This is a genomic window from Actinokineospora spheciospongiae, from assembly GCF_000564855.1.
Classification (GTDB): domain Bacteria; phylum Actinomycetota; class Actinomycetes; order Mycobacteriales; family Pseudonocardiaceae; genus Actinokineospora; species Actinokineospora spheciospongiae.
On record NZ_AYXG01000170.1, the window covers coordinates 1 to 25,551 of the forward strand.

At 73.3% G+C, this 25,551-nt stretch carries 30 protein-coding genes; 19 read left to right on the forward strand and 11 right to left on the reverse strand.

From position 1 onward, the window contains the following. Nucleotides 1-70 precede the first annotated feature (70 nt). The 5 genes from UO65_RS22270 to hrcA form a co-directional block, all read right to left on the reverse strand. On the reverse strand, nt 71-418 hold the full coding sequence (locus UO65_RS22270; protein ID WP_035285966.1) for a histidine triad nucleotide-binding protein: 348 nt from the start codon (nt 416-418) through the stop codon (nt 71-73). A 17-nt stretch (nt 419-435) separates the two neighbouring features. Further along, nucleotides 436-1,386 (reverse strand): hypothetical protein, encoded by a 951-nt coding sequence (locus tag UO65_RS36900; protein ID WP_035285968.1) that lies wholly within the window; start codon nt 1,384-1,386, stop codon nt 436-438. Between the two features lie 100 nt (nt 1,387-1,486). Continuing rightward, nucleotides 1,487-2,221, reverse strand: coding sequence for a 16S rRNA (uracil(1498)-N(3))-methyltransferase (locus UO65_RS22280; protein WP_035285970.1), 735 nt, complete (start codon nt 2,219-2,221; stop codon nt 1,487-1,489). After that, nucleotides 2,218-3,375, reverse strand: coding sequence for a molecular chaperone DnaJ (gene dnaJ / locus UO65_RS22285; protein ID WP_035285972.1), 1,158 nt, complete (start codon nt 3,373-3,375; stop codon nt 2,218-2,220). Before dnaJ ends, UO65_RS22280 begins: the two co-directional genes overlap by 4 nt. An 83-nt stretch (nt 3,376-3,458) precedes the next feature. Beyond that, the gene (hrcA, locus tag UO65_RS22290) at nt 3,459-4,481 is read right to left on the reverse strand and encodes a heat-inducible transcriptional repressor HrcA (protein WP_035285974.1); all 1,023 of its coding nucleotides are present in this window, start codon (nt 4,479-4,481) and stop codon (nt 3,459-3,461) included. 149 nt (nt 4,482-4,630) lie between these two features. On the opposite strand from hrcA, the gene UO65_RS22295 reads away from it, so the two are divergent. Further along, nucleotides 4,631-5,527 (forward strand): bile acid:sodium symporter family protein, encoded by an 897-nt coding sequence (locus UO65_RS22295; RefSeq protein ID WP_052021577.1) that lies wholly within the window; start codon nt 4,631-4,633, stop codon nt 5,525-5,527. Nucleotides 5,528-5,610: 83 nt separating this feature from the next. On the opposite strand, the gene UO65_RS22300 is transcribed toward UO65_RS22295, so the two are convergent. After that, entirely contained in the window at nt 5,611-6,336 is a 726-nt protein-coding gene (locus tag UO65_RS22300) for an SDR family oxidoreductase (RefSeq protein WP_035285976.1), read from the reverse strand. An 82-nt stretch (nt 6,337-6,418) separates the two neighbouring features. Here UO65_RS22300 and UO65_RS22305 point away from each other — a divergent pair, with 82 nt between their 5' ends. Next, a complete protein-coding gene (locus UO65_RS22305) occupies nt 6,419-7,309 on the forward strand; it encodes a LysR family transcriptional regulator (RefSeq protein ID WP_035286056.1) in 891 nt (296 codons plus the stop codon). Nucleotides 7,310-7,348: 39 nt separating this feature from the next. On the opposite strand, the gene UO65_RS22310 is transcribed toward UO65_RS22305, so the two are convergent. Further along, nucleotides 7,349-8,554 (reverse strand): cytochrome P450, encoded by a 1,206-nt coding sequence (locus UO65_RS22310; protein ID WP_233427796.1) that lies wholly within the window; start codon nt 8,552-8,554, stop codon nt 7,349-7,351. A 58-nt stretch (nt 8,555-8,612) separates the two neighbouring features. Here UO65_RS22310 and UO65_RS22315 point away from each other — a divergent pair, with 58 nt between their 5' ends. Then, a complete protein-coding gene (locus UO65_RS22315; protein ID WP_035285980.1) occupies nt 8,613-9,230 on the forward strand; it encodes a TetR/AcrR family transcriptional regulator in 618 nt (205 codons plus the stop codon). 82 nt (nt 9,231-9,312) lie between these two features. Then, nucleotides 9,313-9,714, forward strand: coding sequence for a DUF3052 domain-containing protein (locus UO65_RS22320; RefSeq protein ID WP_035285982.1), 402 nt, complete (start codon nt 9,313-9,315; stop codon nt 9,712-9,714). A gap of 27 nt (nt 9,715-9,741) precedes the next feature. Here the strand turns inward: UO65_RS22320 and hemW are convergent, their stop codons facing one another. Next, nucleotides 9,742-10,956 carry a radical SAM family heme chaperone HemW gene (gene hemW, locus UO65_RS22325; RefSeq protein WP_233427797.1) on the reverse strand — a complete coding sequence of 405 codons (1,215 nt, stop codon included), beginning with the start codon at nt 10,954-10,956 and terminating at the stop codon, nt 9,742-9,744. A gap of 79 nt (nt 10,957-11,035) precedes the next feature. On the opposite strand from hemW, the gene UO65_RS38715 reads away from it, so the two are divergent. The 12 genes from UO65_RS38715 (at nt 11,036) to UO65_RS22385 (ending at nt 20,963) form a co-directional block, all read left to right on the forward strand. Beyond that, nucleotides 11,036-11,161, forward strand: a complete 126-nt coding sequence (locus UO65_RS38715) for a putative leader peptide (protein WP_267880610.1) — start codon at nt 11,036-11,038, stop codon at nt 11,159-11,161. Nucleotides 11,162-11,276: 115 nt separating this feature from the next. Continuing rightward, complete coding sequence (locus UO65_RS22335; RefSeq protein ID WP_035285986.1) at nt 11,277-12,971, forward strand: nitrite/sulfite reductase; 1,695 nt, start codon at nt 11,277-11,279, stop codon at nt 12,969-12,971. After that, nucleotides 12,968-13,126: a hypothetical protein gene (locus UO65_RS22340; RefSeq protein WP_035285988.1), complete on the forward strand. Its 159-nt coding sequence runs from the start codon at nt 12,968-12,970 to the stop codon at nt 13,124-13,126. Before UO65_RS22335 ends, UO65_RS22340 begins: the two co-directional genes overlap by 4 nt. Then, nucleotides 13,123-13,821: a phosphoadenylyl-sulfate reductase gene (locus UO65_RS22345; protein ID WP_035285990.1), complete on the forward strand. Its 699-nt coding sequence runs from the start codon at nt 13,123-13,125 to the stop codon at nt 13,819-13,821. Before UO65_RS22340 ends, UO65_RS22345 begins: the two co-directional genes overlap by 4 nt. A 7-nt stretch (nt 13,822-13,828) precedes the next feature. After that, a complete protein-coding gene (gene cysD, locus UO65_RS22350) occupies nt 13,829-14,737 on the forward strand; it encodes a sulfate adenylyltransferase subunit CysD (protein ID WP_035285992.1) in 909 nt (302 codons plus the stop codon). Further along, nucleotides 14,734-16,074 carry a sulfate adenylyltransferase subunit 1 gene (locus UO65_RS22355; protein ID WP_052021590.1) on the forward strand — a complete coding sequence of 447 codons (1,341 nt, stop codon included), beginning with the start codon at nt 14,734-14,736 and terminating at the stop codon, nt 16,072-16,074. Before cysD ends, UO65_RS22355 begins: the two co-directional genes overlap by 4 nt. Nucleotides 16,075-16,107: 33 nt before the next feature. Then, nucleotides 16,108-17,178 carry an ABC transporter substrate-binding protein gene (locus UO65_RS22360; protein ID WP_200873429.1) on the forward strand — a complete coding sequence of 357 codons (1,071 nt, stop codon included), beginning with the start codon at nt 16,108-16,110 and terminating at the stop codon, nt 17,176-17,178. 32 nt (nt 17,179-17,210) lie between these two features. Beyond that, entirely contained in the window at nt 17,211-17,993 is a 783-nt protein-coding gene (locus UO65_RS22365; RefSeq protein WP_035285994.1) for an ABC transporter ATP-binding protein, read from the forward strand. Further along, nucleotides 17,983-18,855 (forward strand): ABC transporter permease, encoded by an 873-nt coding sequence (locus tag UO65_RS22370; RefSeq protein ID WP_052021579.1) that lies wholly within the window; start codon nt 17,983-17,985, stop codon nt 18,853-18,855. Before UO65_RS22365 ends, UO65_RS22370 begins: the two co-directional genes overlap by 11 nt. A gap of 10 nt (nt 18,856-18,865) precedes the next feature. After that, complete coding sequence (locus tag UO65_RS22375) at nt 18,866-19,597, forward strand: sirohydrochlorin chelatase (protein WP_035285996.1); 732 nt, start codon at nt 18,866-18,868, stop codon at nt 19,595-19,597. 129 nt (nt 19,598-19,726) lie between these two features. Continuing rightward, nucleotides 19,727-20,176, forward strand: coding sequence for a DUF4396 domain-containing protein (locus UO65_RS22380; RefSeq protein ID WP_035285998.1), 450 nt, complete (start codon nt 19,727-19,729; stop codon nt 20,174-20,176). 19 nt (nt 20,177-20,195) lie between these two features. Beyond that, entirely contained in the window at nt 20,196-20,963 is a 768-nt protein-coding gene (locus UO65_RS22385; RefSeq protein ID WP_035286000.1) for an enoyl-CoA hydratase-related protein, read from the forward strand. A gap of 286 nt (nt 20,964-21,249) precedes the next feature. Here UO65_RS22385 and UO65_RS22390 read toward each other — a convergent pair whose 3' ends face one another. After that, a complete protein-coding gene (locus UO65_RS22390) occupies nt 21,250-22,305 on the reverse strand; it encodes a nitronate monooxygenase (protein ID WP_035286002.1) in 1,056 nt (351 codons plus the stop codon). 37 nt (nt 22,306-22,342) lie between these two features. Then, complete coding sequence (locus UO65_RS22395) at nt 22,343-23,308, reverse strand: zinc-binding dehydrogenase (protein ID WP_035286004.1); 966 nt, start codon at nt 23,306-23,308, stop codon at nt 22,343-22,345. A gap of 67 nt (nt 23,309-23,375) precedes the next feature. Here UO65_RS22395 and UO65_RS22400 point away from each other — a divergent pair, with 67 nt between their 5' ends. Genes UO65_RS22400 through UO65_RS22410 form a run of 3 tightly spaced genes read left to right on the forward strand, consistent with a single transcriptional unit; the run spans nt 23,376 to nt 24,409 of the window. Beyond that, entirely contained in the window at nt 23,376-23,594 is a 219-nt protein-coding gene (locus UO65_RS22400) for a hypothetical protein (protein ID WP_035286006.1), read from the forward strand. A gap of 9 nt (nt 23,595-23,603) precedes the next feature. Next, nucleotides 23,604-24,101: a guanyl-specific ribonuclease gene (locus UO65_RS22405; protein ID WP_035286008.1), complete on the forward strand. Its 498-nt coding sequence runs from the start codon at nt 23,604-23,606 to the stop codon at nt 24,099-24,101. Next, nucleotides 24,098-24,409 carry a barstar family protein gene (locus UO65_RS22410; protein WP_035286010.1) on the forward strand — a complete coding sequence of 104 codons (312 nt, stop codon included), beginning with the start codon at nt 24,098-24,100 and terminating at the stop codon, nt 24,407-24,409. The genes UO65_RS22405 and UO65_RS22410 overlap by 4 nt, the downstream gene beginning before the upstream one ends. 156 nt (nt 24,410-24,565) lie before the next feature. Here UO65_RS22410 and UO65_RS22415 read toward each other — a convergent pair whose 3' ends face one another. Continuing rightward, nucleotides 24,566-25,504 carry a TIGR04222 domain-containing membrane protein gene (locus UO65_RS22415; RefSeq protein WP_035286011.1) on the reverse strand — a complete coding sequence of 313 codons (939 nt, stop codon included), beginning with the start codon at nt 25,502-25,504 and terminating at the stop codon, nt 24,566-24,568. Between the last annotated feature and the right edge of the window lie 47 nt (nt 25,505-25,551).

Sequence of the window (25,551 nt, forward strand, 5' to 3'; positions counted from 1 at the left end):
TGTCCTCGTCCCGTGCCGCCAGGGGCCGCCTCGGCGCGGCTATCGCGAACACGGACTTTCGAAGCACGGCCTAGCGCCCGAACCCGGCGAGTTGTTCACCGCCGAGGACGTGCAGGTGGGCGTGGAAGACGGTGCGGCAGGCGTCGTCGCCGGTGTTGAAGACGAACCGGAAACCCGACCGGTCGATCCCCTCCACCCTGGCGACCTCGGCACCGGCCCGCAGCACCTCCGAGAGCAGCACCGGGTCGGTGGTGGCCAGTTCCTCGGCGTCCTCGTGGTGGGCCCGGGGCACGACCAGCACGTGCACCCGGGCCTGCGGGTTGATGTCGCGGAAGGCGTAGACGCTGTCATCGGAGTAGACCTCCGTGGAGGGCACCTCACCGGCGATGATCTTGCAGAACAGGCAGTCGGCACTCATGCGCGGCAGACTATCGGTCACCCCAGGAGGGCCTTCCTGGTCGCCAGGGCCACCCGCGCGGCGTCCGCGCAGGTGCTCGCCGACCCGGCCGCGCCCGGGTCCAGGAACGCCTCGACGACCTCGGCCTCGTCGGCGGCCCCCGGCACCGGCCGCACCACCGCGATCGCCGTGCAAAAGCCCTCCTCGGCGTCCTCGACGAGGAACACCTCCTGCCCATCGACCTGCTCCCGGCGCAACTCGGGGTCGTCGCCCAGGCCGAACTCCAGGTCGAGGGAGACGATCAGCAGCGGTCCCTGGGTGCGCCCGGTGTCCTCCCACACGCACAGGTGGGCCAGCGGGACCGACGCCGCCTCCACCCGGGCGAGGCCGGGCACCCCGGTGGCGGTCTCCTCCGGGGTGGCGGCGCAGGCGTCGGCGGTGCGCAGGGTCGCGGTGGGGACCCGGTGGTGCCGGGCGACCTGCCCGGAGGTGACGCGCTCGGCGAGCCCGGCCAGCACGGCGTCCACCGGGTCGCAGATGTCGGTGGCCGGGTCGCCCACCAGTGCCGCGGCCATGACCTGCACCCGCACCCCGTCGCTGAGCCGAAGCAGCTTGCGGCAGAAGTCGTCCTCGTCGAGCACGGTGGTCACCTGGAGCCCGCTGGGCAACTTCCGGACGTCGAAGGTGCCGTCCTCGGGGTAGACGTCGTCCGGGGCGCCGACCGACAGGCCGAACCCGTGCTCGGCGTCGGTGGTGACGTAGACGTAGCAGTTGTCGAAGCCCTCGTTCGACGGCCGTTCGGGCACCCCGTACTTCTTGATCGGGTCGAGGGAGACCAGCGAGCACCAGTCGACCGTCCTCTGGTCGCCGAAGAACGTGCTGCCCGCGAGCGGGTCGCGGTCGACGGGGACGGCGGTGCCCGCGACGGTCGTGGAACACCCCGCGGCCAGGGCGGCCGCGAGGGCGATCAGGGCATGGCGGAACCGCATGGACTACCCCCAGGTGTCTACGTCACCCCGCGCATCGCCGGTCACCGCCTCCGCGTAACAGAGATCTCCGGGCAGACCGCCGCGTTGTGGATTTCCGCCGTCAACCCCAGCGGCCGGTGCGCACGCCCAGGGCGCCGAGGGTGACCGCGGCGGCGGTGGAGGTGCGCAGGACCGACGGGCCCAGGCGGACCGGTCGGGCACCCACCGCCGACAGCGCGTCCAACTCGTCCGGGGTGATGCCGCCCTCGGGGCCGACGACCAGCACCACGTCACCCGAGTCCGGCAGCTCCACGTCGGCCAGGCGGGTGGACAGGCCCGCCTCCAGCACCAGGGTCAGCGCGCTGGAGCCGACCAGGGCCAGGAGCCCGCGCAGCGCGACCGGCTCGCGCACCGGCGGGACCCACGGGCGGCGGGCCTGCTTGGCGGCCTCGCGGGCGGTCTTGCGCCAGCGCTCCAGGGCCTTCGCCCCGCGCGGGCCGTCCTCCCACTTGGTGACGCAGCGGGTGGCCCGCCACGGGACGATGGCGTCGGCGCCCGCCTCGGTGGCCAGCTCGACCGCCAGTTCGCCGCGGTCGCCCTTGGGCAGGGCCTGCACGACGACCACGCGCGGGCTGGGTTGCGGTTCGGTCCAGCGCTCCTGCACGGCCAGGTCCAGGGTGTCGCGGCCCGCCGCCACCACGGTGCAGCGGGCCACGGCGCCCGCGCCGTCGGTGAGCAGCAGCGACTCCCCCGCCCGCAGCCTGCGGACGGCGGCGGCGTGCCTGCCCTCGGGGCCGTCGAGGGTGTGCGCGTCCGCCGCGGGCAGCGCGTCGACCAGGAACAGCGCGAGGGTCACCGGCGGCCGCGGAACTTGGAGAACAGACCGCCGCCCCGCCCGTTCGCCGAGGCCAGGGTGTGCTCCTCCTCGCCGCGCAGGGTCGCCAGCTCGCGCAGCAGCTCGGTCTGCCGGGCGTCGAGGCGGGTGGGGACCTCGACCTCGATGTGCACGTGCAGGTCGCCGCGGCCGTCGACGCGGCCGGTGGAGCGCAGCCGGGGCAGGCCGCGGCCGGGCATGACCAGTTCGGTGTCGGACTGGGTGCCCGGGTCCAGGTCGAGGTCGACGACCCCGTCGAGGGTGTCCAGCGGCAGCGACGCGCCCAAGGCCGCGGTGGTCATCGGGACGCGCAGCGTGCAGTGCAGGTGGGCGCCGTCGCGCTCGAAGGTGTTGTGCGCCAGCTCCTCGACCTCGACGTAGAGGTCACCGGCCGGGCCGCCGCCGGGGCCGACCTCGCCCTGCCCGGACAGCCGCACCCGCATCCCGTCGGCGACCCCGGCCGGGATCTTGACGGTGATGGTGCGCCGCGAGCGGACCCGGCCCTCACCGGCGCACTGGGTGCACGGCTCGGGGATGGTCTCGCCGAGGCCGCGGCAGGTGGGGCAGGCGCGCGCGGTGACGACCTGGCCGAGGAACGACCGCTGCACCGACTGCACCTCGCCGCGCCCGCCGCAGGTGTCGCAGGTGACCGGGGAGGTGCCCGCGACGCAGCCGGAGCCGCGGCACAGGTCGCACAGGATCGCGGTGTCCACGGTGATCTCGCGGCTGATGCCGGAGAAGCACTCCTCCAGCGTCATCTGGATGCGCAGCAGCGCGTCCGAACCCGGCTGCACCCGGCTGCGCGGGCCGCGCCCACCGCCACCGGGGCCGCCCGCCGCGCCGAAGAAGGCGTCCATGATGTCGCCCAGCCCGAAGCCGCCGCCGCCGAACGGGTCGCGCCCGCCGCCCCCGCCGCCGTTGCCCAGCGGGTCGCCGCCCATGTCGACGATCTTGCGCTTCTGCGGGTCGGACAGGACCTCGTAGGCCGCGGTGACCTCGCGGAACCGCGTCTGCGCCGCCTCGTCCGGGTTGACGTCCGGGTGCAGCTCGCGCGCGAGCTTGCGGTAGGCGCGCTTGATCTCGTCGGCGCCCGCGTCCTGGCGCACCCCGAGCGTGCCGTAGTAGTCCCTCGCCACCGTGTCCAGTCCTCCTGCCCCGGCCGATCCGGGGTCACCGTCGCAGTAATCAGTCGATAATCAGTCGAATGCCCGCGGTCCTCTTACTGGCCGAGGATCTCGCCGACGTAGTTGGCCACGGCGCGCACCGCGGCGATGTTCGAGGGGTAGTCCATCCTCGTCGGCCCCACCACGCCCATGCCGCCGAGCAGGGTGGCCCTGGTGCCGTAGCCGATGGACACCACCGAGGTGCTGCGCATCTCCGCGGCCTCGTTCTCCTCGCCGATGCGCACCGTGATGGTGCCGGGGTCGGCGGTCGCGGCCAGCAGCTTGAGCACGACCACCTGTTCCTCCAGGGCCTCCAGCACCTGGCGCAGCGAGTTGGGGAAGTCCGCGGCGTTGCGGGTCAGGTTGGCCGTCCCGCCGAGCACGAGCCGTTCCTCCGGGTGCTCGACGAGCGATTCGACGAGCACGGTGGCGATCCGCACGACCGCGTCGCGCAGCTCCTTCGGCGCCCCCTCGGGCAGCTCGGCGACCTTGGCCGCGGCGTCGGTGAGCTTGCGCCCGGCCAGCGCGGAGTTGACCAGGGCGCGCAGCCGGGCCACCGACTCGTCGGTGACCACGTCGCCCAGGTCGACCATGCGCTGGTCGACCCGGCCGCTGTCGGTGATCAGCACCAGCATCAGCCGGGCCGGGGTGATCGTCACCAGTTCGACGTGGCGCACCGTGGAGGTGGTCAGCGTCGGGTACTGGATCACCGCGACCTGGCGGGTGAGCTGGGCCAGCAGCCGCACGCTGCGCCGCATCACGTCGTCGAGGTCGATCGCGCCCTCGAGGAAGCTCTGGATGGCCTTGCGCTCGGCCGACGTCAGCGGCTTGACCTCGCTGAGCCGGTCGACGAAGAGCCGGTAGCCCTTGTCGGTGGGGATGCGGCCCGCACTGGTGTGCGGCTGGGTGATGTAGCCGTCCTCCTCCAGGGAGGCCATGTCGTTGCGCACCGTCGCGCTGGACACGCCCAGGTTGTGCCGGTCGACGATGGCCTTGGAGGCCACCGGTTCCTGGTGCTGCACGTAGTCGGCGACGATGGCCCGCAGCACCTCGAAGCGCCGCTCGTCCGAGCTGACCACCCGCCACCTCCCTCGTGCGTCCGGTGCGTGTCGGTTCGAGTTTACGGAGGCGGGCGGGGTCGTGGTGGAGTCGGTTGGCCCAAGCGCGATCAGGACCACCGCGCCGGGCACCTTGCGCGGCCGCCCGTTGTGTCTGGATCATCCCCGCCATGGCCTCGTCGACGCTGACCACGGTGTTCCTCCCGATCGCCCTGGCGGTGGTGATGCTGGGCCTGGGGCTGTCGCTGTCGTTGGCCGACTTCGCCAGGGTGGCGCGGGTGCCCAGGGCCGCGCTGCTGGCGCTGGCGGTGCAGGTCCTGCTGCTCCCGGCGCTGGCCCTGGGGCTGGCGGTGGCCTTCGACCTGGCACCGGAACTCGCGGTGGGGCTGATGCTGCTGGCGGCGTCACCGGGCGGGACGACGGCGAACATCTTCAGCCACCTGGCGGGCGGCGACGTGGCGCTCAACGTCACGCTGACGGCGGTGAACTCGGTGCTGGCCGTGGTGACGCTGCCGCTGGTGGTGAACCTGTCGATCGCGGGGTTCCTCGGCGCCGACAGCGCGATCGGCCTGCAACCGGCGAAGACGTTGCAGGTGTTCGCGCTGGTCCTGGTGCCGGTGGCGATCGGGATGGTGGTGAACCGGCGCTTCCCGGGGTTCGCGGCGCGGGCGCGCGGGCCGGTGAAGGTGGCGTCGGTGGTGGTGCTGGTCGGGGTGATCCTGGCCGCGGTGTTCGCCGACCGGGGCAACGTGGGCGGCTACCTGCGCTCGGTCGGGGTGGTCGTGGTGCTGCTGTGCCTGGTGAGCCTGGCCATCGGGTACGCGGTGCCGCTGCTGGCGGGGGTGGCGCGTCCGCAGGCGATCGCGTCGGCGTTCGAGATCGGGCTGCACAACAGCACGCTGGCGATCACCGTGGCGTTGAGCCCGGCGCTGCTGGACAACGCGGCGATGGCGGTGCCCGCGGCGGTGTACGGGGTGGCGATGTTCTTCCCGGCCGGGGCGTTGGCGTGGTGGTTCGCCCGGCGGGGGCGGGCGGTGGCCGCCCGGTCGGAGGAGCAGGGGAGGTGACGCCCCCGCGTTCGGGGTTGTCCCCTCCCCTGCTGCCGCCGGGTGGTCGACGCCGCCGGATCAGGGGCGGGCACCCGGGGTCGTCACCACGGGATCGGGCCGTTCTCGTCGACGTAGGTCCCGGTCGGGCCGTCGTCGGGGATGGTGGCCATCTCCACGGCGATGGCCGCGCCCTGCCGCGGCGTGCGGTGACCCGCGTGGCCGTTGAGGTCGGTGGCCACGTAGCCGGGGCAGACGTTGTTGATCAGGATGCCGGTGCCCGCCAGCTCCCGCACGTACTGCAGGGTGATGGCGTTGAGGTAGGTCTTGGTGGGGGAGTAGGCGGTGTCCGCCGGGCCGGTGCCGTCCTCGCGGCCCGTGGCCTGGAAGGTCAGCGAGCCGACGCTGCTCGACAGGTTGACGACGCGCGGTGACCGGGAGCGGCGCAGCAGCGGCAGCACGGCGTTGGTGACCCGGACGACCCCGTAGACGTTGGTCTCGACGCCGGAGCGCAGCACGTCGATGTCGGCCGCGGTGGCGGGCATGGGCCACGCCCCGGCGGTGGCGGCGTTGTTGACCAGCACGTCGAGGCCGCCCCGCTCGGCGAGCAGCGCCGCGGCGGCGGTGACCGACGCGTCGTCGGTGACGTCCAGCGGCACGCCGAACGCGTCCACCCCGGCCGCGCGCAGCCGCGCCACCGCTTCCTCGCGCCGCCCGGTGTCCCGCGCGCCGACACCGACGGTGAACCCGCGCGCGCCGAGCCCGGCCGCGATCTCGTACCCGATCCCCTTGTTGGCGCCGGTGACCAGCGCGGTCTTCTGTCCGTCCATGCGTTCCATCGTGCTCACGGGTCGTCATCGGACCAACACCGCCGGAGTGGGCCTTCGATACCCCAGGGGTATCGTCGTGGACGTGGACACGCGCGAGCTGCGCTACTTCGTCGCCGTCGCCGAGGAGCTGCACTTCGGCCGGGCCGCCGACCGGTTGGGCATCGCCCAGCCACCGCTGTCGCGGGCGATCTCCCGGCTCGAGCAGCGGCTCGGCGTCGCGCTGCTGGAGCGCACCAGCCGCCGGGTCGCGCTGACCGGCGCGGGCGCGGCGCTGCTGGCCGAGAGCAGGCCGATCCTCGGCGCGCTGGCCGCCGCCGAGCGCCGCACCCGCCAGGCCGCCGCCGAGCAACCGCGGATCACGCTCTCGGTCAAGGCCGGGACCACCGGCGAACTGCTGGCCAAGCTGCTCGACGCCTACGCGGGCGAGCCCGGCTCCGTGCCGGTCGACCTCCTCCTCGGCGACGCCCACCAGCAGGAGGCCCGGCTGCGCGGCGGCGAGGCCGACGTCGCCCTGCTGCACCTGCCCTTCGACGCCACGGCGGGCTTCGAGGTCGAGCCGTTGCTGACCGAGGGCCAGGTGCTCGTCCTGCCCACCTCCCACCCCCTGGCCCGGCGCACCCGGCTGCACATGTCCGAGATCGACGCCCGGACCGACCTGCCGCTGGCCCGCTGGCCCCGGGTCGACGGGACCTACCCCGACGGCCCCGGCGTGGAGATCCGGAACCTGACCCAGCTCTACCAGTTGATCGCGCTGGGCCGGGGCGCGGTGGTGCTCCCGGAGTCCTGCCGCAGCGACTTCACCCACGACCTGGCCACCGTCCCGGTCGTCGACGGCCAACCCGTGACCACGGTGATCGCGTGGCCGTCGATGAGCCGCTCCCGCCCGGTCGCCGACCTGGTGCGGTTGGCGACCGGGCTCTGGCCGCAGTCCGACCAGGACGCGGTCAGGAGCCGGGGGGTGCCGGGTCGGTGATCCGACCCACCGGCGAACGCCCCGGACCGGGACAGGTGCTCAGGGGGAAACCGGCACCGAGGTGGCGCCGCGCAGGTTGATCCGGCCGTTCCAGGTGACGTCACCGGCCAGGGCGAGGTCGGGGAAGCGGCGGACGAGGCGGTCGAAGGCCACCCGGCCCTCCAGGCGGGCCAGGGCCGCGCCCAGGCAGTGGTGGGGGCCCGCGCCGAAGGACACGTGGTGGCGGGCGTTGGGGCGGTCCACGCGGAACTCGTCGGCGTCGGGGCCCCAGAAGCGCTCGTCGCGGTTGGCGGAGGCGAGGCTGGCGATGGCGAAGGTGCCCGCGGGGATCTCCCGGCCGCCCACCTCGGCCGGGCGCAGGGTGACCCGCCTGCTGGACTGGACCGGGCTGTCGTAGCGCAGCATCTCCTCCACCGCGTTGCCGACCAGCCCGGGGTCGGCCTTGAGCGCGGCGTGCTGGGCGGGGTGGCGCAGGAGGGCGACGGCGCCGTTGGAGATCAGGTTGACGGTGGTCTCGTGGCCCGCGACGTAGAGCAGGACCACCTGGGCCACCAGCTCGTCCGGGCTGAGGACCCAGCCGCCGTGCTCGGCCCGGATCAGCGCGGTGAGCAGGTCGTCGCCGGGGTGGGCGCGCTTGTGCTCGATGGCCTCGGCGGTCAGCTCGCACAGCTCGCGGTCGGCCTCGCCGACGCGCTTGGCCAGCTCGGGGTCGGCCATCGGTTCCAGCGAGCGCACCAGCAGGCCGGTCAGCTCGCGCAGCCGGGGGGCGTCGGTGAGCGGCATCCCGAGCATGTCGTTGATCACGGTGAACGGCAGCGGGAAGGCCAGCGCCTCGACCAGGTCGCCCCCGCCGTCGGCGGCGAGCCCGTCCAGGGCGGTGTCGACCAGTTCGGTGATGCGGGGTTCCAGGGCGCCGATCGCCCGGGGGGTGAAGACCTTCTGCACCAGGCCGCGCAGCCGGGTGTGGTCGGGCGGGTCGCGGTCGAGCATGGACATGCCGCCCGCGCGGAAGTCGACCCCGCCCGCGGCCTCGCGCATGGCGTCGCGCACCGGGTGCGGCACGACGTTGCGCTGCTCGACGGACAGGTCGGCCCGCAGCAGGGCGGTGACGTCGCTGTGCCGCGACACCAGCCAGAACCCCATCGGGTGATCCTGGACCGGGTCCTGGTCGCGCAGCTCGCGGTAGTGCGGGTACGGGTCCTCCGCGAAACCGGGGGCGAACGGGTTGAACAGTGCGGTGGTCACCAATTCACCTACTTTGTGTTGGTCACATACACCGTGTATGTCAGTAGGGTCTCAGCGTATGTCGGATGTCAAGAGTCGGCGGGAGCAGTACTCCGACGCGACGCGCGCGGCGCTCATCGCCGCCGCCACCACCAGGTTCGCCACCGAGGGCTACTCCGCGACGGCCTTGGAGGACGTCGCCGCCGACATCCGGGCCACCCGGGGCGCGGTCTACCACCACTTCGGCAACAAGAGGGCCCTGTTCGAGGCGGTGATGGAGGAACTGGCCGCCGCGGCGTTCGAGCAGATCGTGCGCGCCCGCGCGGGCGCCGACTCGCCCTGGGCGGGGGCGGTGGCCGCGCTGGAGGCGTTCCTCGACCGGTGCATGGACCCGGTCTACAGCCGGGTCGTCTGGCAGGAGGGGCCGGTCGCCCTGGGCTGGCGGGCCTGGCAGGCCACCGAGCAGAAGTACGCCTACGGCCAGATCGAGGAGATCCTGCGCGACCTGGTCGGGGACGGGGAGATCGACCCGCTGCCGCTGGGGCCCGCCACCCGGGTCACCTTCTGGGCGCTGGGCGCGGCCGGGCTGGGCCTGGCCGAGGCGGACCCGGCGGAGCGGCCCGCGCTGCGCGCCGACTACGCCGAGGTCGCCCGCAGGCTGCTCGTCGGCCTGCGCTCCAGCGCCGACCCGGTGTGATCGGCCCGTCGTGGTCACCCGGGCCGCGCCCGGTGGCTACCCTCGACTCGGACGCGAACGGCGCGTCCAGGAGAAAGGACCCATGAGCGACGAACGCGCCCTGGCCGAACGCCTGGGCTTCACCCGGGACCAGCAGGCCCTGGAGATCGGCTTCGACGACGACACCGACGCCGCCCTGCGCGACTCCGTGGAGGAGGTGACCGGGCAGGAACTGCTCGACGAGGACTCCGACGAGGAGGCCGACGTGGTCCTGCTCTGGTTCCGCGAGGACGACGGCGACCTGACCGACACCCTGGTCGACGCGGGCTCCCGGCTGGTCGAGGGCGGCACCGTGTGGCTGTTGACGCCCAAGGTGGGCCGGGACGGCTACGTCGAGCCCGGCGACATCACCGAGGCCGCGGACACCGCCGGGTTCAACGCGATGAAGTCCGTCGCCGCCGGGCCCGACTGGTCCGGCACCAAGCTGGCCGCGGGCAGGCACTGAGGACCCCCGCACCCGGCCCCGGCCGGATCAGGTCAGCCTGCGCACCACCGCGTCGGCGAGCAGCCTGCCCCGGTCGGTGAGCACGCAGCGGCCCCCGGCGAGGGCGGTGGGGTCGAGGAGGCCGTCGACGGCGGCCACCCTCGCCTCCTCGGTCGCGGCCGCGTCCAGCGCGGCGACCGGCAGCCCGTCGGCGAGCCTCAGCTCCAGCAGCACGCGCTCGACGCGGCGGTCGTCGGCGGTGAGGACTTCGCGGCCCAGCGCCGGGGACAGCCCGCCCGCCAGCAGCTCCGCGTACCTGGCCGGGTGCTTGGCGTTCCACCAGCGCACCCCGCCGACGTGGCTGTGCGCGCCGGGGCCCGCGCCCCACCAGTCGCCGCCGCGCCAGTAGAGCATGTTGTGCGCGCAGCGGGCCTCCGCGTCGGCGGCCCAGTTGGAGACCTCGTACCAGCGCAGGCCCGCGGCCCCCAGGGCCGCGTCGACCTGCTCGTAGCGGTCGGCCAGCACGTCGTCGTCCGGGGCGGGCAGCTCGCCGCGGCGGATGCGGCGGGCCAGCGCGGTGCCCTCCTCGACGATCAGCGCGTAGGCCGACACGTGGTCGACACCGGACTCCAGCACCGCCTCCAACGACGCCGCGAGGTCCTCCGGGCGTTCGCCGGGGGTGCCGTAGATCAGGTCGAGGTTGACGTGGGCGATGCCCTCGGCGCGCGCCTCGCGGGCGGCGGCGACGGCGCGGCCGGGGGTGTGCGTGCGGTCGAGCACGGTCAGCACGTGCCGGGCGGCGGACTGCATCCCCAGCGACACCCGGGTGTATCCCGCGTCACGCAGCCCGGCGAAGAAGGCGGGCGAGGTGGACTCCGGATTGGACTCGGTGGTGACCTCCGCGCCGTCGGCGAGCCCGAAAGTGGCGCGGATCGCGTCCAGGACCTGAGACAACCCTGCGGCACCGAGCAGTGACGGTGTGCCACCGCCGACGAAGACGGTCTCCGCGCGCGGCGGGCTGCCCAAGATCGTCGCGGCCAGCTCCAGCTCGCGCCGCAGGCCCTCCATCCAGGAGGCGGGCGAGGCGGAAGTCCCCAGCTCACCGGGGGTGTAGGTGTTGAAGTCGCAGTAGCCGCAGCGGGTCGCGCAGAACGGCACGTGGACGTAGACGCCGAAGGGCCGGGCGCCCAGTCCGGCGAGGGCGGCGGGCGGGAGCGCGCCGTCGGGCGGGGCGGGGTCGCCGTCGGGGGGAGCGGAGGGCACGACACCCATCATCGCAGGGCGCGACGTGCGGTTTCGGCCGCCTCGGCGCAAGCACATCGTGCGCCGTCCCAGCATGCGGATGGCTGTGGACCACACCGTGGACGCGTGGCACGCTGAGGACATGTCAGCGACTGAGGTCTTCCTGGTGGTCCGCCGCCACGTGGACCTGCGTCGCGTGTCCAGCGCGCTGTGCCGGGCCACCTGACCTGTCGTCGCCCCAGTTCGCGTTCAGCTGGCGTCGGCGCGCAGGCTGCGTGATCCCAGGCACACACCGGGATTCGTCAGCGGGCGCGCGCGCCCCGACCCGGAGGACAAGCCCGGTGTCTCCCACCACACCGCCGGCCAGTGCCGGCAAGCGAGCACAAACCCGTCGCGGTGAGGGCCAATGGGCCCTCGGCTACCGCGAGCCGCTGAACCCGAACGAACGGTCCAAGAGGGACGACAACCCGCTGAACGTGCGCGAGCGGATCGAGAACATCTACGCGCACAACGGGTTCGACAGCATCGACCCGGGCGACCTGCGCGGCCGGTTCCGCTGGTACGGCCTCTACACCCAGCGCAAGCCCGGGATCGACGGCGGCCGCACGGCCACCCTCGAACCCGAGGAGCTCGACGACGAGTACTTCATGCTGCGCGTGCGCACCGACGGCGGCGCGGTCACCACCGACCAACTGCGCGTCCTCGGCGAGCTGTCCAAGGACTACGCGCGCGACACCGCCGACATCACCGACCGGCAGAACATCCAGTACCACTGGATTCGCGTCGAGGACATGCCGACCATCTGGGCCAGGCTCGAGGGCGCGGGCATGACCACCATGGAGGCCTGCGGCGACAGCCCCCGGGTGATCCTGGGCTCACCGGTCGCCGGGATCGCCGAGGCCGAGGTGCTCGACGGCAGCCCGGCCGTCGACGAGATCAAGCGCCGGTTCATCGGCAACCCGGAGTTCGCCAACCTGCCGCGCAAGTTCAAGTCGGCGGTGTCCGGGCTGCCGGACGTGGCGCACGAGATCCACGACGTCGCCTTCGTCGGCGTGGTCCACCCCGAGCACGGCCCCGGCTTCGACGTCTGGGTCGGCGGCGGCCTCTCGACCAACCCGATGATCGGCCAGCGCCTGGGCGCGTGGGTGCCGCTGGACGAGGTCGCCGACGTCTACGGCGCCGTCATCGGCGTCTTCCGCGACTACGGCTACCGGCGGCTGCGCCACCGCGCGCGCATCAAGTTCCTGGTCAAGGACTGGGGCGTGGAGAAGTTCCGCGAGGTCATGGAGGAGAAGTACCTGGGGCGCAAGCTGATCGACGGCCCCGCCCCGGAGGTCCCCGCCACCCCGTACGACCACGTGGGCGTGCACCGGCAGAAGGACGGCCTGTTCTACGTCGGCGCCGCGCCGGTCGCGGGCCGGGTGTCCGGGACGACGCTGCTGGAGGTCGCGGCGGCGGCCGAGCGGGCCGGGTCGCGGCGGGTGCGGTTCACCCCGCTGCAGAAGCTGGTGGTGCTGGACGTGCCCGAGGCCGAGGTGCCCGCGCTCCAGGCCGCGCTCGCCGACCTCGGCCTGCACACGGACCCCTCGCCGTGGCGGCGCGGGGTGATGGCCTGCACCGGCATCGAGTTCTGCAAGCTGGCGATCGTGGAGACCAAGGGCCGCGCGCTGGACCTGGTGACCAAGCTGGAGACCCGGCTCAAGGACGTCACCGACACCCAGTCGCTGGCGCCGCTCGCGGTGCACATCAACGGCTGCCCCAACTCCTGCGCCCGCATCCAGACCGCCGACATCGGCCTCAAGGGCCAGATCGTCACCGACGACGCGGGCAACCAGGTCGAGGGCTTCCAGGTGCACCTCGGCGGCGGCCTCGGCCTCGACACCGGGTTCGGCCGCAAGCTGCGCGGGCACAAGGTGACCGGCGACGAGCTGCCCGACTACGTCGAGCGGGTCGTGCGCAACTTCGTCGCCGGGCGCGAGCCGGACGAGCGGTTCGCCCAGTGGGTCGCCCGCGCCGACGACGGCGCCCTGAGGTGAGCGGGCGGGCAACCCCGTTCCACTGCCCGTACTGCGGCGAGGAAGACCTTCGGCCGCAGGAGGAACCGCGCTCGGCCTGGCTGTGCGCCGGGTGCCGCCGGGTGTTCGCGGTGGAGTTCCTCGGACTGAACCTGAGCAAGGAGGCCGGTCAGTGACCACCACCGACACGAAGGACCTGCGCGCGCTGGCCGAACGGGCCGAGCACGAGCTGGCCGGGGCGAGCGCCGCGGAAGCGCTTGCGTGGACCACGCAGACGTTCGGCGACCGGTTCATCGTCGCCTCCAACATGCAGGACGCGGTGCTGGTCCACCTGGCCTACCAGCACAAGCGCGACATCGACGTGCTGTTCCTGCAGACGGGCTACCACTTCGCCGAGACCATCGGCACCCGCGACGCGGTGGAGGCGGTCTACCCGGAGCTGCGGATCGTGAACGCCGAGGCCGCGCAGTCCGTGGCCGAGCAGGAGGCGGAGTTCGGGCCGCTGAACAAGACCGACCCCGGCCAGTGCTGCTTCCTGCGCAAGGTGGTGCCGCTGCGGGAGACGCTGTCGCGCTACGACGCGTGGGTGACCGGGGTGCGCCGGGTGGACGCGCCCACCCGGGCGAACACGCCGATCGTGCAGTGGGACGACCGCAACGGGTTGGTGAAGGTCAACCCGATCGCGGCCTGGTCCGACGACGAGTTCAACGGCTTCATCGCCGAGAACGCGATCCTGGAGAACCCGTTGGTGAGCACGGGTTACCTGTCCATCGGCTGCGCGCCGTGCACGGCGAAGCCGCTGCCGGGGCAGGACGCGCGCAGCGGCCGGTGGGCCGGGCAGAGCAAGACCGAGTGCGGATTGCACGGGTGAGGCGGGAATGACCAGCACACAGACACGGCTCGATTCCCTGGACCGGTTGGAGTCCGAGGCGATCCACATCTTCCGCGAGGTCGCGGGCGAGTTCGACCGGCCGGTGATCCTGTTCTCCGGCGGCAAGGACTCCACGGTGCTGCTGCACCTGGCGATCAAGGCGTTCTGGCCCGCGCCGGTGCCGTTCCCGCTGCTGCACGTGGACACCGGGCACAACCTCGCCGAGGTCATCGAGTTCCGCGACCGCACCGTCGAGCGCCACGGCCTGCGCCTGGTGGTGGCGAGCGTGCAGGACTACATCGACGACGGGCGGCTGGAGGAGCGCGCGGACGGCACCCGCAACCCGTTGCAGACCACGCCGCTGCTCGACTCGATCACCGGCAACAGGTTCGACGCGGTGTTCGGCGGCGGGCGCCGCGACGAGGAGCGCGCCCGGGCGAAGGAAAGAATTTTCAGCCTACGCAATTCCTTCGGCCAGTGGGACCCGCGGCGCCAGCGTCCCGAACTGTGGAACCTTTACAACGGCAGGCACCGCCCCGGCGAACATGTCCGCGTGTTCCCGCTGTCGAACTGGACCGAACTCGACGTCTGGCGCTACATCAAGCGCGAGGCGATCGAGCTGCCGTCCATCTACTACGCACACCGTCGCGAGGTGTTCCAGCGCGACGGCATGTGGTTGACCGCGGGCCCGTGGTTCGGTCCCCGGGCCGACGAACCGGTCCGGGAGCTGACCGTGCGCTACCGCACGGTCGGCGACGGCTCCTGCACCGGGGCCGTCGTGTCCGACGCCGCCGACATCGACACCGTCATCGCCGAGGTGTCGGCCAGCAGGCTCACCGAGCGCGGCGCGACCCGCGCCGACGACCGGATGTCGGAGGCGGCCATGGAAGACCGCAAGCGGGAGGGCTACTTCTGATGGACCTGTTGCGCCTGGCGACCGCCGGAAGCGTCGACGACGGCAAGTCCACCCTGGTGGGCCGCCTGCTCTACGACACCAAGTCCGTGCTCGCCGACACCCTCGACGCGGTGCACCGCGCCAGCGTCGACAAGGGACTGAGCACCCCCGACCTGTCGCTGCTGGTGGACGGCCTGCGCTCGGAGCGCGAGCAGGGCATCACCATCGATGTCGCCTACCGCTACTTCGCCACCCCGAACCGCTCGTTCGTCCTGGCCGACACCCCCGGGCACGTGCAGTACACCCGCAACACCGTCACCGGCGCCTCCACCGCGCAGCTTGCGGTGCTGCTGGTCGACGCGCGCAAGGGCGTGCTGGAGCAGACCCGCCGCCACGCCGCGGTGCTGGCGCTGCTGGGCGTGCCGCGGCTGGTGCTGGCGGTGAACAAGGTGGACCTGGTCGGCTACGACGAGGCGGTGTTCGAGGCCATCGCCGCCGAGTTCGCCGAGCACGCCACCGCCCTGGGCTACCCGCTGGGCTCGGTGCTGTCGATCCCGGTGTCGGCGCTGGTCGGCGACAACGTGGTGGACCGCTCCGCGCACACCCCCTGGTACGCCGGGCCGACGCTGCTGGAGCACCTGGAGACCGTCCCGGTGGAGCCGGACCCGCACGACGTGCCGTTCCGCTTCCCGGTGCAGTACGTCATCCGCACCAACACCCCCGAGTTCCCCGACTACCGCGGCTACGCGGGCCAGGTGGCGGCGGGCACGGTCCGCGTCGGCGACGAGGTCGTGGCGCTGCCAGCGGGCCTGCGCACCACCGTGGCGCGCATCGACACCCCGGGCGGTCCGCTGCCCGAGGCCGAGGCGGGCCGCTCGGTGACCCTGGTGCTGGCCGACGAGATCGACATCAGCCGCGGCGACCTGATCGCCCCCTCGGCCGACGCCCCGATCAGCGCCGACGAGTTCGGCGCGACCGTGGCCTGGCTGTCGGACAAGCCGCTGCGCCCCGGCGCCCGCGTGCTGGTCAAGCACGGCGCGCGGACGGTGCCCGCGCTCGTCGGTGGGCTCAGCGCCCGCTTCGACGAGCAGCAGCTGCTGAGCGTGCCGGACCCGGAGTCGTTGGCGCTCAACGAGATCGGCCGCGTCACCATCCGCACCGCCGAGCCCCTGCCGGTCGACGACTACGCCCTCAACCGGCGCACCGGCGCCTTCCTGGTGATCGACCCCGCCGACGGGTCGACCCTGGCGGCGGGCCTGGTCGGGGCACCGCTCCCCGAACTGGAGACCGGGAGCGGCTGTACCGGCGGCGGAGAGGCCGCCACCACAGCCGCAGACCTCGTCTCCCCCGGTCCCTGAACCCCCCCGCAGATCCCCGAAAGGCCCACCACCGTGAGAAGCACCCGCCGCGCTTTCGCAGCCGGTATCGCCGCCCTGTCCTTAGCGTCCCTGGTCGCCGGGTGCTCCCGCGCCGACCGCGGTGACACCTCGGCCGCGGACACCGCGACCGACCAGGGCCCGGCGGCCGAGCTGCGGCTGGGCTACTTCCCCAACGTCACGCACGCCTCCGCGCTGATCGGCCTGGAGAAGGGCTTCTTCGCCAAGGAACTGGGCGGCACCAAGCTGGTTCCGACGAAGTTCAACGACGGTCCCACCGAGGTGGCGGCGTTCCTCGGTGGTTCGCTCGACGCGGGCTTCATCGGCTCCGGCCCGGCCATCAACGCCTTCGCCAAGTCCGACGGCGAGGCCGTGCGGCTGGTGGCGGGCGGCACGTCGGCGGGCGCGCAGCTCGTCACCTCGGCCGACATCACCAAGCCCGAGGACCTCGTCGGCAAGACCGTGGTGACCCCGGCCCTGGGCAACACCCAGGACGTGGCGCTGAAGAAGTGGCTCGTCGACAAGGGCCTCAAGGACAGGGTGCAGGTCACCAACCGGGAGAACGCCCAGACCCTCGACGCGTTCAAGAAGGGCGAGGTGCAGGCCGCGTGGCTGCCCGAGCCGTGGTCGTCGCGGCTGGTGCTCGACGCGGGCGCGAAGGTCCTGCTCGACGAGAAGGAGCTGTGGGCCGACGGCAAGTTCCCGACCACGACCCTGCTGGTGCGCACCCAGTACCTCAAGGAGCACCCGCAGACGGTGCAGGCGCTGCTGCGCGGGCTGCTGACCGCCAACGCCTACGCGGGCAGTGACAGCGCGGACGCCAAGCTCGCGGTGAACAAGCAACTGGAGGCGTTGACCGGCAAGGGCCTCAACGCCGCCGTCATCGACCGCGCGTTCACCTCGATCAGCCTGGACACCGACCCGCTCGCCGCGACCTACCCGCGGCTGGCGAAGGACGCCGTCACCGCGGGCGTCGCCACCGAGGAGACCAAGCTCAACGGCTTCTTCGACCTGGGCGCGCTCAACACCGTCCTGAAAGCCGCGGGCAAGCCGGAGGCCGACGCCGCCGGTCTGGACACGAAGTAAGCCGCAGGACGACGAGGAAGGCAGGCGAACCGATGACCGCCACGCTCCCCACCCACCGCGGGACCGACACCGCCGTGCGGCTCACCGGGGTCCGCAAGACCTTCGGGCAGGGCACCCGCGCGGTGACCGCGCTCGACGGGATCGACCTGCGGGTCGCGCCCGGCGAGTTCGTCTGCCTCCTCGGCGCCTCCGGCTGCGGCAAGACCACCGTGCTCAACCTGATCGCGGGCCTGGACCAGCCCAGCGCGGGCACGATCGAGCTGTCCACCTCCCGGCCCGCGGTGATGTTCCAGGAGGCCGCGCTGATGCCGTGGCTGACCGCCGCGCGCAACGTGGAGCTGCCGCTGCGGCTGGCCGGGGTGAAGAAGGCCGAGCGGGAGACCCGCGCGGCCGAACTGCTCGACCTGGTCCGCCTCTCCGGGGCGGGCGACAAGCGCCCGCACGAGCTGTCCGGCGGGATGCGCCAGCGGGTCGCGCTGGCCAGGGCGCTGGCCTCGGCGCTCAACCGCGAGGGCGACGGCGCCGCGCTGCTGCTGATGGACGAGCCGTTCTCCGCCCTCGACGCCATCACCCGCGACTTCCTGCAGAGCGAGCTGCTGCGGGTGTGGCAGGCCACCGGCACCGCGGTCGTGTTCGTCACCCACGACGTGCGCGAGGCGGTGCGGCTGGGGCAGCGGGTGGTGCTGCTGTCGTCGAAGCCGGGCCGGGTGGTGCAGGAGTGGGCCGTGGCCGACCTCGACGCCCCGGAGGGCGCCCTGGTCACCGAGGAGATCAACGGGCGCCTGCGCGAGGTGATCAGCAGCCATGCCGCATGAGGCGACGGCCCCGGTGGCCGACCACGCCGTCGAGGGCCTCGACGCGCTCGACGCCCCGCCCGAGCAGCCGCGCAGGCGCACCGGGCTGGTCCGGTCGGTGCTCGCCCCGATCGGCGCGCTGGTGCTGTTCGTCGCGGTGTGGCAGGCGCTGTGGGCGGCGGCGATCTGGCCGGAGTACCAGTTGCCCGCCCCGATCGCCGTGTGGGACCAGGTCTGGAAGGTCACCCAGACCGGCCAGGTGTGGGAATTCCTCTGGGTCTCGGTGCACCGGGCGATCATCGGCTTCCTGATCTCGCTGGCCGTGGCGACGCCGCTGGGCCTGCTGCTGGCCAAGGTGGCGATCGTGCGGGCGGCGATCGGCCCGGTCATCTCCGGCCTGCAGAGCCTGCCGTCGGTGGCCTGGGTGCCCGCCGCCGTGCTGTGGTTCGGCACCACCGACGCGGCCATCTACACGGTGGTCCTGCTGGGCGCGGTGCCCTCCATCGCGAACGGGCTGGTGGCGGGCATCGACCAGATCCCGCCGATCCTGCCCCGGGTGGGCAAGGTGCTCGGCGCGGGCCGGGTCGACGCGGCCCGCTACATCCTGCTGCCCGCCGCCCTGCCCGGGTACCTGGCGGGGCTCAAGCAGGGGTGGGCGTTCTCCTGGCGGTCGCTGATGGCCGCCGAGCTGATCGCGACCTCCCCGCAGCTCGGCTTCGGCCTGGGGCAGTACCTGCACAACGGCATGTCGCTGTCGGACATGTCGATGGTGATGGCGGGCATCCTGCTGATCTTCCTGGTGGGCGTGGGCATCGAGCTGCTGCTGTTCCGGCCGCTGGAGCGGGCCGTGCTGCGCGCCCGCGGCCTGTCCGGGTCGCTGTGAGGAACCGGCGGTGAACACCCCCCTGGTCGCCGTGGCGCACGGCAGCCGCGACCCCCGCTCCGCCGCCGCGGTGGCCGAGCTGGTGGCGGTCGTGCGCGCGCGACGGCCCGGGCTGGACGTGCGGACCGCGTTCCTGGACCTGTCCGCCCCGCTGCTCTCCGACGTCCTGGCGACGCTGCACGGGCCCGTCGTGGTGGCCCCCCTGCTGCTGGGGCGGGCGTTCCACGCGCGGGTCGACCTGCCGGGCCTGGTCGCCGAGGCCGAGCGCGACCGGCCGCGGCTGTCGGTGACCGTGACCGACGTGCTGGGCCCGGACGACCGGCTGGAGGCGGCGGTGCTGCGCAGGCTCGCCGAGGCCGGGGTGCGGCCGGGGGACCCGTCGCTGGGGGTGGTGCTGGCGGCCACCGGGTCCTCGCACGCGCCCGCGAACGCGCGGGTGCACGAGATCGCCCGCCGCTGGTCGGCGCGGCTCGGGTGGGCGGGGGTGCGGGTGGCGTTCGCCACGGCCGAACCGGGGGTCGCCGCGGCCGCGGCGGCGCTGCGGGCCCGCGGCGCGCGGCGGATCGCGGTGGCGTCGTACTTCCTGGCGCCCGGCCTGCTGCCGGACCGGGTGGCGGCCCGGGCGGCGGAGGTCGAGGGGGTCGTGGCGGTGGCCGAACCGCTCGGCGCGGCCGTCGAGGTGGCCGATCTGGTGCTGGCCCGCTACGACGAGAGCCTGCTCGTCCGCGTCCGCTCGGCCTGACCGGGCAACACCCGGCTGTCGTGCTTCCGGTGCCCGGCGTCGGAACACACGACCCCTCTGGTCGGCGAATGCCCGCCGAACCGATCCCCCGGACGGAATAGATACCCCCAGGGGGTAGTTGAGCGGGGAATGGAGCACTCCACCTCGACTTGGCGCACCGCTGTCTCGGCCACGCTGCACTGCCTCACCGGCTGCGCCGTCGGCGAGGTCCTCGGCATGGTGCTGGGCACCGCCCTGGGCTGGTCGACGGCCACCACGGTCGCCGTGTCGGTCGCGCTGGCGTTCCTGTTCGGCTACGCGCTGACCGCCCGCTCGGTCCTGGCGGCCGGGGTGGCCCTGAGCACGGCGTTCGGCGTGGCCCTGGCCGCCGACACGGTGTCCATCGCCACCATGGAGGTCGTCGACAACCTGGTTATGGTCGCCGTCCCCGGCGCGATGACCGCGGGCCTGGCCGACTGGCTGTTCTGGGCGTCGCTGGCGGGCTCCCTGGCCGTCGCGTTCGCCGTCGCGGTCCCGGTCAACCGGTGGCTGATCACCCGCGGCAGGGGTCACGCGGTCGTGCACCGGTACCACCACTGATCCCGGCTAGGGTGACCCCATGGCCGAAGAGCTGGTGCACTACGACGTGTCCGCGGGCATCGCCCGGATCACCCTGGACTCCCCGCACAACCGCAACGCGCTCTCCGCGCGCCTGCGGGCGGACCTGCGGACCCACCTGAGCACGGCGATCGCGGACGACGCGGTCCGGGTCATCGTCCTGGACCACACCGGCCCCGTCTTCTGCTCTGGCATGGACCTCAAGGAAGCGGGCGGCGCCTCGTCGTCGGCGCAGGGCGTGCAGGAGTTCCCGGCCATCCTCGAGCAGATCTGGACCAGCCCCAAGCCGGTCGTGGCCCGCCTGGCGGGCCCGGCCCGCGCGGGCGGCGTCGGCATCGTGGCCGCCGCCGACATCGCCATCGCCTCCGACTCGGCGACGTTCGCCTTCACCGAGGTCCGCATCGGCGTCGTCCCCGCGGTCATCTCGGTCACGGTCCTCCCCCGCCTCCTGCCCCGCGCGGCCCACGAACTCTTCCTCACCGGCGAAACCTTCGACGCCCCCCGAGCGGTCCGCATCGGCCTCCTCAACTCCGCGGTCCCCCTCACCACCCTGGACGACGAGGTCGACCGCTACACCACCATGCTCAGCCTCGGCGGCCCGAAGGCCCTGGCCGCCACCAAGGACCTCCTCCGCCGCACCCCCGCCGACACGATGTCCGCGGACTTCGCCGAGATGCTGTCGCTGTCGGCGGGCTTCTTCGCGGGCGAGGAAGGCCAAGAGGGCATCACCGCCTTCACCCAGAAGCGCAAGGCCAACTGGGTCCCCTGACCTGTGGACAACCCCACGCGCACACCACTTCCCGTCACCCCCCACCGGTAAAGTTGACACCGGGGGGACCCCGGGTCGCTTCTGCGTCCCCTGTGGACAACCACCTGCGGCACACCTTTTCTGTCGGTCCCCCCGAATAGAATGGAAATCGGGGGGGGACCCCGCGTCGCCTGTGGGCGAAGTCGCGATCTCGTGGACGGAGTCGCGATCCTGTGGACGTCGCGATGTTGTGGACAGAGGCGCGCTGACGAACCGGGCGAACCGGCACTCCGAGCAGAACAGGGAGTCAGGCCGGGAAGCGGGCGGTGAGGGCGGCGACGGCTTCCCGCGCCTGGGCCATGAGGGTCGCCAGGATCTCGGCGGTGGGTGCTTCCCTGGCCAGGGGGTAGGACTGGCCCGCCCACAGCGACATCGACTCCGGGTCGTCGGCGGCGGTGGAGGCGGCGCGGAGGGGCTTGGTGAGGTTGTTGACGTTGGGGTAGGCGGCGGGGGCCGCTGCGCCGTGGTCGGTGATGAACTGGTTGACCAGGCCCCGGGCGGGGCGGCCGGAGAAGGCCCTGGTGACCGTCGTCTCGCGGTCGGCGGCGGCGAGGGCGGTGCGGTGGGCCCGGGAGGTTCCCGCCTCGGGGCTGCGGAGGAAGGCCGTGCCCAGTTGGGCGGCGACGGCCCCGGCGGCGAGGACGGCGGCGATGTCGGCGCCGTGGACGAGGCCGCCCGCGGCGATCAGGGGCAGGTCGGTCTCGGCGGCGACCAGGCGGAGCAGGGGCAGCAGGTCGTAGGCGGGGGCGCCGCTGGGGTGGGCCGGGTCGTCGGTGAAGACGCTGCGGTGGCCGCCCGCGGCCGGGCCCTGCACGCAGAGGACGTCGGCGCCCGCTGCCGCCGCGGCCCGGGCTTCCGCAGGTGTCGTCACGGTGATGACGACCTGGGTGCCCGCCGCCCTGAGGCGTTCCACGTCGGTCGGGCGGGGGAGGCCGAAGGTGAACGACACCACCGGCACCCGCTCCTCGACGACCACGTCGACCTTGGCGGCGTAGTGGTCGTCGTCCCAGTCCGGGTCGCCGAGGAGGACCCCGTAGCGCTCGGCGTCGGCGAGGACGCGGTCGCGGTAGGAGTCGACGTCGGCGGCGGACTCGCGGCTGAGGGTGAAGATGTTGACCCCGAAGGGGCCGGTGGTGCCCCGGCGGGTCTCGGCGATCAGCGCGCGGAGCCGGTCCGGGGTGACCAGGGCCGCGGCGAGGAAGCCGAACGCCCCCGCCTCCGCCGCCGCCACCACCAGTTCCGGGGTGGTGGGCCCACCCGCCATCGGAGCCACCACGACCGGGATGCGCGTCTCGGCGATCATGCCTCCGACGCTAGTGCACCCGGGCGCCGGGCGCGGGTCAGCGGGTGAAGACGATCTTCCCCGCGGTCTCGCCCGCCAGCATGTCCTCGATGCCCGCCTTGGCCTGCTCCATCGGCAGCTCGGCGCCGATGGTCGGCCTGATGCCCGCGATGTCGCAGAACCGGATCAGGTCGCCCAGTTCCTCGCGGGTGCCCATGGTGGAACCGATGACGCGCAGTTGCAGGAAGAACAGCCGCTGCAGGTCGGCGCTGGGGTCCGGGCCGCTGGTGGAGCCGGAGACGACGATGACGCCGCCGGGCTTGAGGGCGCGCATCGAGTGCGACCAGGTGGCCTTGCCGACGGTCTCGAACACGCCGTCGACCTTCTCCGGCAGCCGGGCGCCGGACTCGAAGACCTGGTGGGCGCCGAGTGAGGTGGCCAGCGCGCGCTTGTCCTCGGTGCGGCCGGTGACCCACACCCGCAGGCCCGCCGCCCTGCCGAGCACGATCAGCGCGGTGGACACCCCACCGGAGGCGCCCTGCACCAGCATGGTCTGGCCGGGCAGCAGCCCCGACTTCACGAAGATCATCCGGTAGGCGGTGAGCCAGGCGGTGCCCAGGCAGGCGGCCTCGGCGAAGCTCAGGCCCGGGGGCTTGGGCAGCGCGTTGCGGGCGGGCACGACCACGGTGTCGGCGAAGGTGCCCTGGTGCTTCTCGGTGAGCAGGGTCCTGGTCGGGTCGAGGGTCTCGTCGCCGCTCCAGGCCGGGTCGCCGATGACCGAGTGCAGCACGACCTCGGTGCCGTCGGGCAGCACACCGGCGCCGTCGCAGCCCAGGATCATCGGGAAGCGCTCGGGCTTGATGCCGACGCCGCGCAGCGTCCACAGGTCGTGCATGTTGAGGCTCGCGGCCTTGACCGTGACCCGCACCCACCCGTCGGGCGCCTCCGGCTCGGGCCGCTCACCGATGGTGAGCGAGGCCAGCGGGTCGTCCGGGTTGGGCTCGGCGGCGTAGACAGCGAACATGCCTGAAACATAGCGACGCGCGGCGCCCGCCGCCCCACGGAAGTGGCCCAGGTCTAGTCTCGGTGGTGTGCAGGGGCTCTCCGACTGGTGGGACGACGTCGAGCTGTGGCTCAGCAGCGCGCCGTTCCTGGTCCAGTTCGCCCTGGTCATGGCTGTGCTGCTGCCGTTGTGCGTGGTCGTGGCGTGGCTCATCGACCGGGTGGTGGACTACGCGTCGGCCCGGTTCGGGCACGCCCCGGAGGAGACACCGCTGGGGTCGCGGTCGAGCACCGACGCCGATTCGTAGGCTGGCCGAGTGGGTTCCCGCAAACGCATCACCGGCGCACTCGTCGGCCTGGTCCTGATCGTCCTGCTGGGTTGGCTGACCCAGGTGGCGAACGACTCCGACAGCACGTCCGCCCCACCGACCGGCTCGACGACGACCGGGGTGCACAACGGGTCAGGCAGCGGGTCGGACAGTGGGTCTGGCTCGGCGGGGGTGCCGAGCAAGGGCCGCGCGGTCGAGGGCATGGTCGTGCGGGCGCTGTCGGAGCTGCCACCGCAGGCCGGGCAGACCTGGGCGCTGATCGAGAAGGGCGGCCCGTTCCCGTACCCGCGCAACGACGGCGTCACCTTCCAGAACCGGGAGGGCAGGCTGCCCAAGCAGGCCTCCGGCTACTACAAGGAGTACACCGTGCCCACTCCGGGCAGCCCAGACCGCGGTGCGCGGCGCCTGATCACCGGCTCCGGCAGCGAGGTCTTCTACACCGAGGACCACTACGACTCGTTCGTCTCCGTGGACACCGGCCGATGACCACCACCGAGCACCGCCTCGACGGTGCCGCGGTGCGCAGCAAGCGCGGCATGATGACCGCGCTGGCCCGGCTGCTGCGCTTCCCCGACTGGTTCGGCCACAACCTGGACGCGCTCTACGACTGCCTCACCGACCTGTCGTGGCTGCCCGCGGGCGAGCACGTGCTGGTGTGGACGCACCCGGAGGTGCTGGCCACCGCCGACCCGGCGGGCTACCGCGGCATCCGCGAGGTCCTGGCCGACGCCGTCGAGGGCGCCGCCGACAGCGACCGGCCGCTCAAGGTCGTCCTCGTCGCACCGGAGAACTGACCCTCCCACCCGGAAGGGGCAACCAGCCAGGCTCCAACCAGGCAGGTCCCGCCAAGCTGGCCCCGCTCGGCAGGTCCGGCCTGGCAGGTCCCACCGGGCATGATCAGCGCACATCCAGCCGGGCACAGCCAGCCAGGCAGAGCCCGCCGAGCGGGGTCAGCCCCCGCACCCGCCACCACCACCGCAGCTACTGCCGCCCCCGCACGAGCTGCTGCTGCTGGAGCTGCAACTGCTGCTCGAACTCGAGCAGCCGTACGAGCTGCCACCGCCGTCGCCGCCGCCTGCCCCGGTGGGCCGGGCGTTCATCGCGAACACCTGGCTCAGCTCCTCGTCCGGGTACGCGGTGAGCCCGTAGAGCGCGACCGGGGCCAGCACCGCCGCACCGACCAGGGCACCCGCGCCCAGCGGCGAGGGCTCCGGGATCGAACCCCGGCGAGTGGTGGTGTGCCCCCGGGCCTGGTTGAGCGCGGCGCGGCCCTTGGCGGCGGGGCGCTGGCGGATGTTGAGCAGGGCGAAGCGGACGAGCAGCCAGAGGGCGACCGTGCCGACCAGCGAGAACACCAGGTTGCCGACCGGGCGGTCCAGGCTGATCCCGTTGACCAGTCGCACCACCCCGACAGCCATGATCAACACGAACAGCCAGTGCACCCGCTTGGCCGCCCGCGCCCGCCCGACGGAGGTCAGGTAGCCGCGCGCGACCAGGTCGCGGGCCATGTCCTGCCCGATCCGGGTCTGCGCCAGTCCCAGGGGCTTGGCCTTGGACAGCCGGTGGGAGCTGCCGAGGAGCCGCCGCACCTGGGCCTGCACCGGGTCGTCGGCCCGCGTCGCGCCGCGGCTGGGGGTGAGCACGCCGGAGCGGCTGACCCGCACGACGTCCCTGGCGACCAGGCCCGCGATCGCGGTCTGCTCGACCCGCACCGGCCCACCCGCCAGCCAGGCGAGCTGGTACTCGTCCAGCCGCCCGGTGTCGGGCCTGCCTCCCCCTGAGCCGGACCGGCCGACGACCGCGGCCACCACCGAGATCACGAAGGCGGCCAGCACCGCCACCCAGTACGCGGAGAGGAACTCCGGTCCGGTCATGCCCCACGGTTCCATCGGACCTCCTGCCGGTTCGCGCGACCGCCGTCCCCTCCGGGGCCGAC

Excerpts from the sequence above, each read along its gene's own strand:
- cysD (WP_035285992.1), top strand. The coding sequence starts at position 13,829 with ATGACCAGCACACAGACACGGCTCGATTCCCTGGACCGGTTGGAGTCC.
- UO65_RS38715 (WP_267880610.1), top strand. The coding sequence starts at position 11,036 with ATGGCTGTGGACCACACCGTGGACGCGTGGCACGCTGAGGACATGTCA.
- UO65_RS22385 (WP_035286000.1), top strand. The coding sequence starts at position 20,196 with ATGGCCGAAGAGCTGGTGCACTACGACGTGTCCGCGGGCATCGCCCGG.
- UO65_RS22320 (WP_035285982.1), top strand. The coding sequence starts at position 9,313 with ATGAGCGACGAACGCGCCCTGGCCGAACGCCTGGGCTTCACCCGGGAC.
- UO65_RS22415 (WP_035286011.1), bottom strand. The coding sequence starts at position 25,504 with ATGGAACCGTGGGGCATGACCGGACCGGAGTTCCTCTCCGCGTACTGG.
- UO65_RS36900 (WP_035285968.1), bottom strand. The coding sequence starts at position 1,386 with ATGCGGTTCCGCCATGCCCTGATCGCCCTCGCGGCCGCCCTGGCCGCG.
- UO65_RS22270 (WP_035285966.1), bottom strand. The coding sequence starts at position 418 with ATGAGTGCCGACTGCCTGTTCTGCAAGATCATCGCCGGTGAGGTGCCC.
- UO65_RS22410 (WP_035286010.1), top strand. The coding sequence starts at position 24,098 with ATGACCACCACCGAGCACCGCCTCGACGGTGCCGCGGTGCGCAGCAAG.
- UO65_RS22315 (WP_035285980.1), top strand. The coding sequence starts at position 8,613 with ATGTCGGATGTCAAGAGTCGGCGGGAGCAGTACTCCGACGCGACGCGC.
- UO65_RS22295 (WP_052021577.1), top strand. The coding sequence starts at position 4,631 with ATGGCCTCGTCGACGCTGACCACGGTGTTCCTCCCGATCGCCCTGGCG.
- UO65_RS22370 (WP_052021579.1), top strand. The coding sequence starts at position 17,983 with ATGCCGCATGAGGCGACGGCCCCGGTGGCCGACCACGCCGTCGAGGGC.
- UO65_RS22380 (WP_035285998.1), top strand. The coding sequence starts at position 19,727 with ATGGAGCACTCCACCTCGACTTGGCGCACCGCTGTCTCGGCCACGCTG.
- UO65_RS22365 (WP_035285994.1), top strand. The coding sequence starts at position 17,211 with ATGACCGCCACGCTCCCCACCCACCGCGGGACCGACACCGCCGTGCGG.
- UO65_RS22395 (WP_035286004.1), bottom strand. The coding sequence starts at position 23,308 with ATGTTCGCTGTCTACGCCGCCGAGCCCAACCCGGACGACCCGCTGGCC.
- UO65_RS22390 (WP_035286002.1), bottom strand. The coding sequence starts at position 22,305 with ATGATCGCCGAGACGCGCATCCCGGTCGTGGTGGCTCCGATGGCGGGT.
- UO65_RS22300 (WP_035285976.1), bottom strand. The coding sequence starts at position 6,336 with ATGGACGGACAGAAGACCGCGCTGGTCACCGGCGCCAACAAGGGGATC.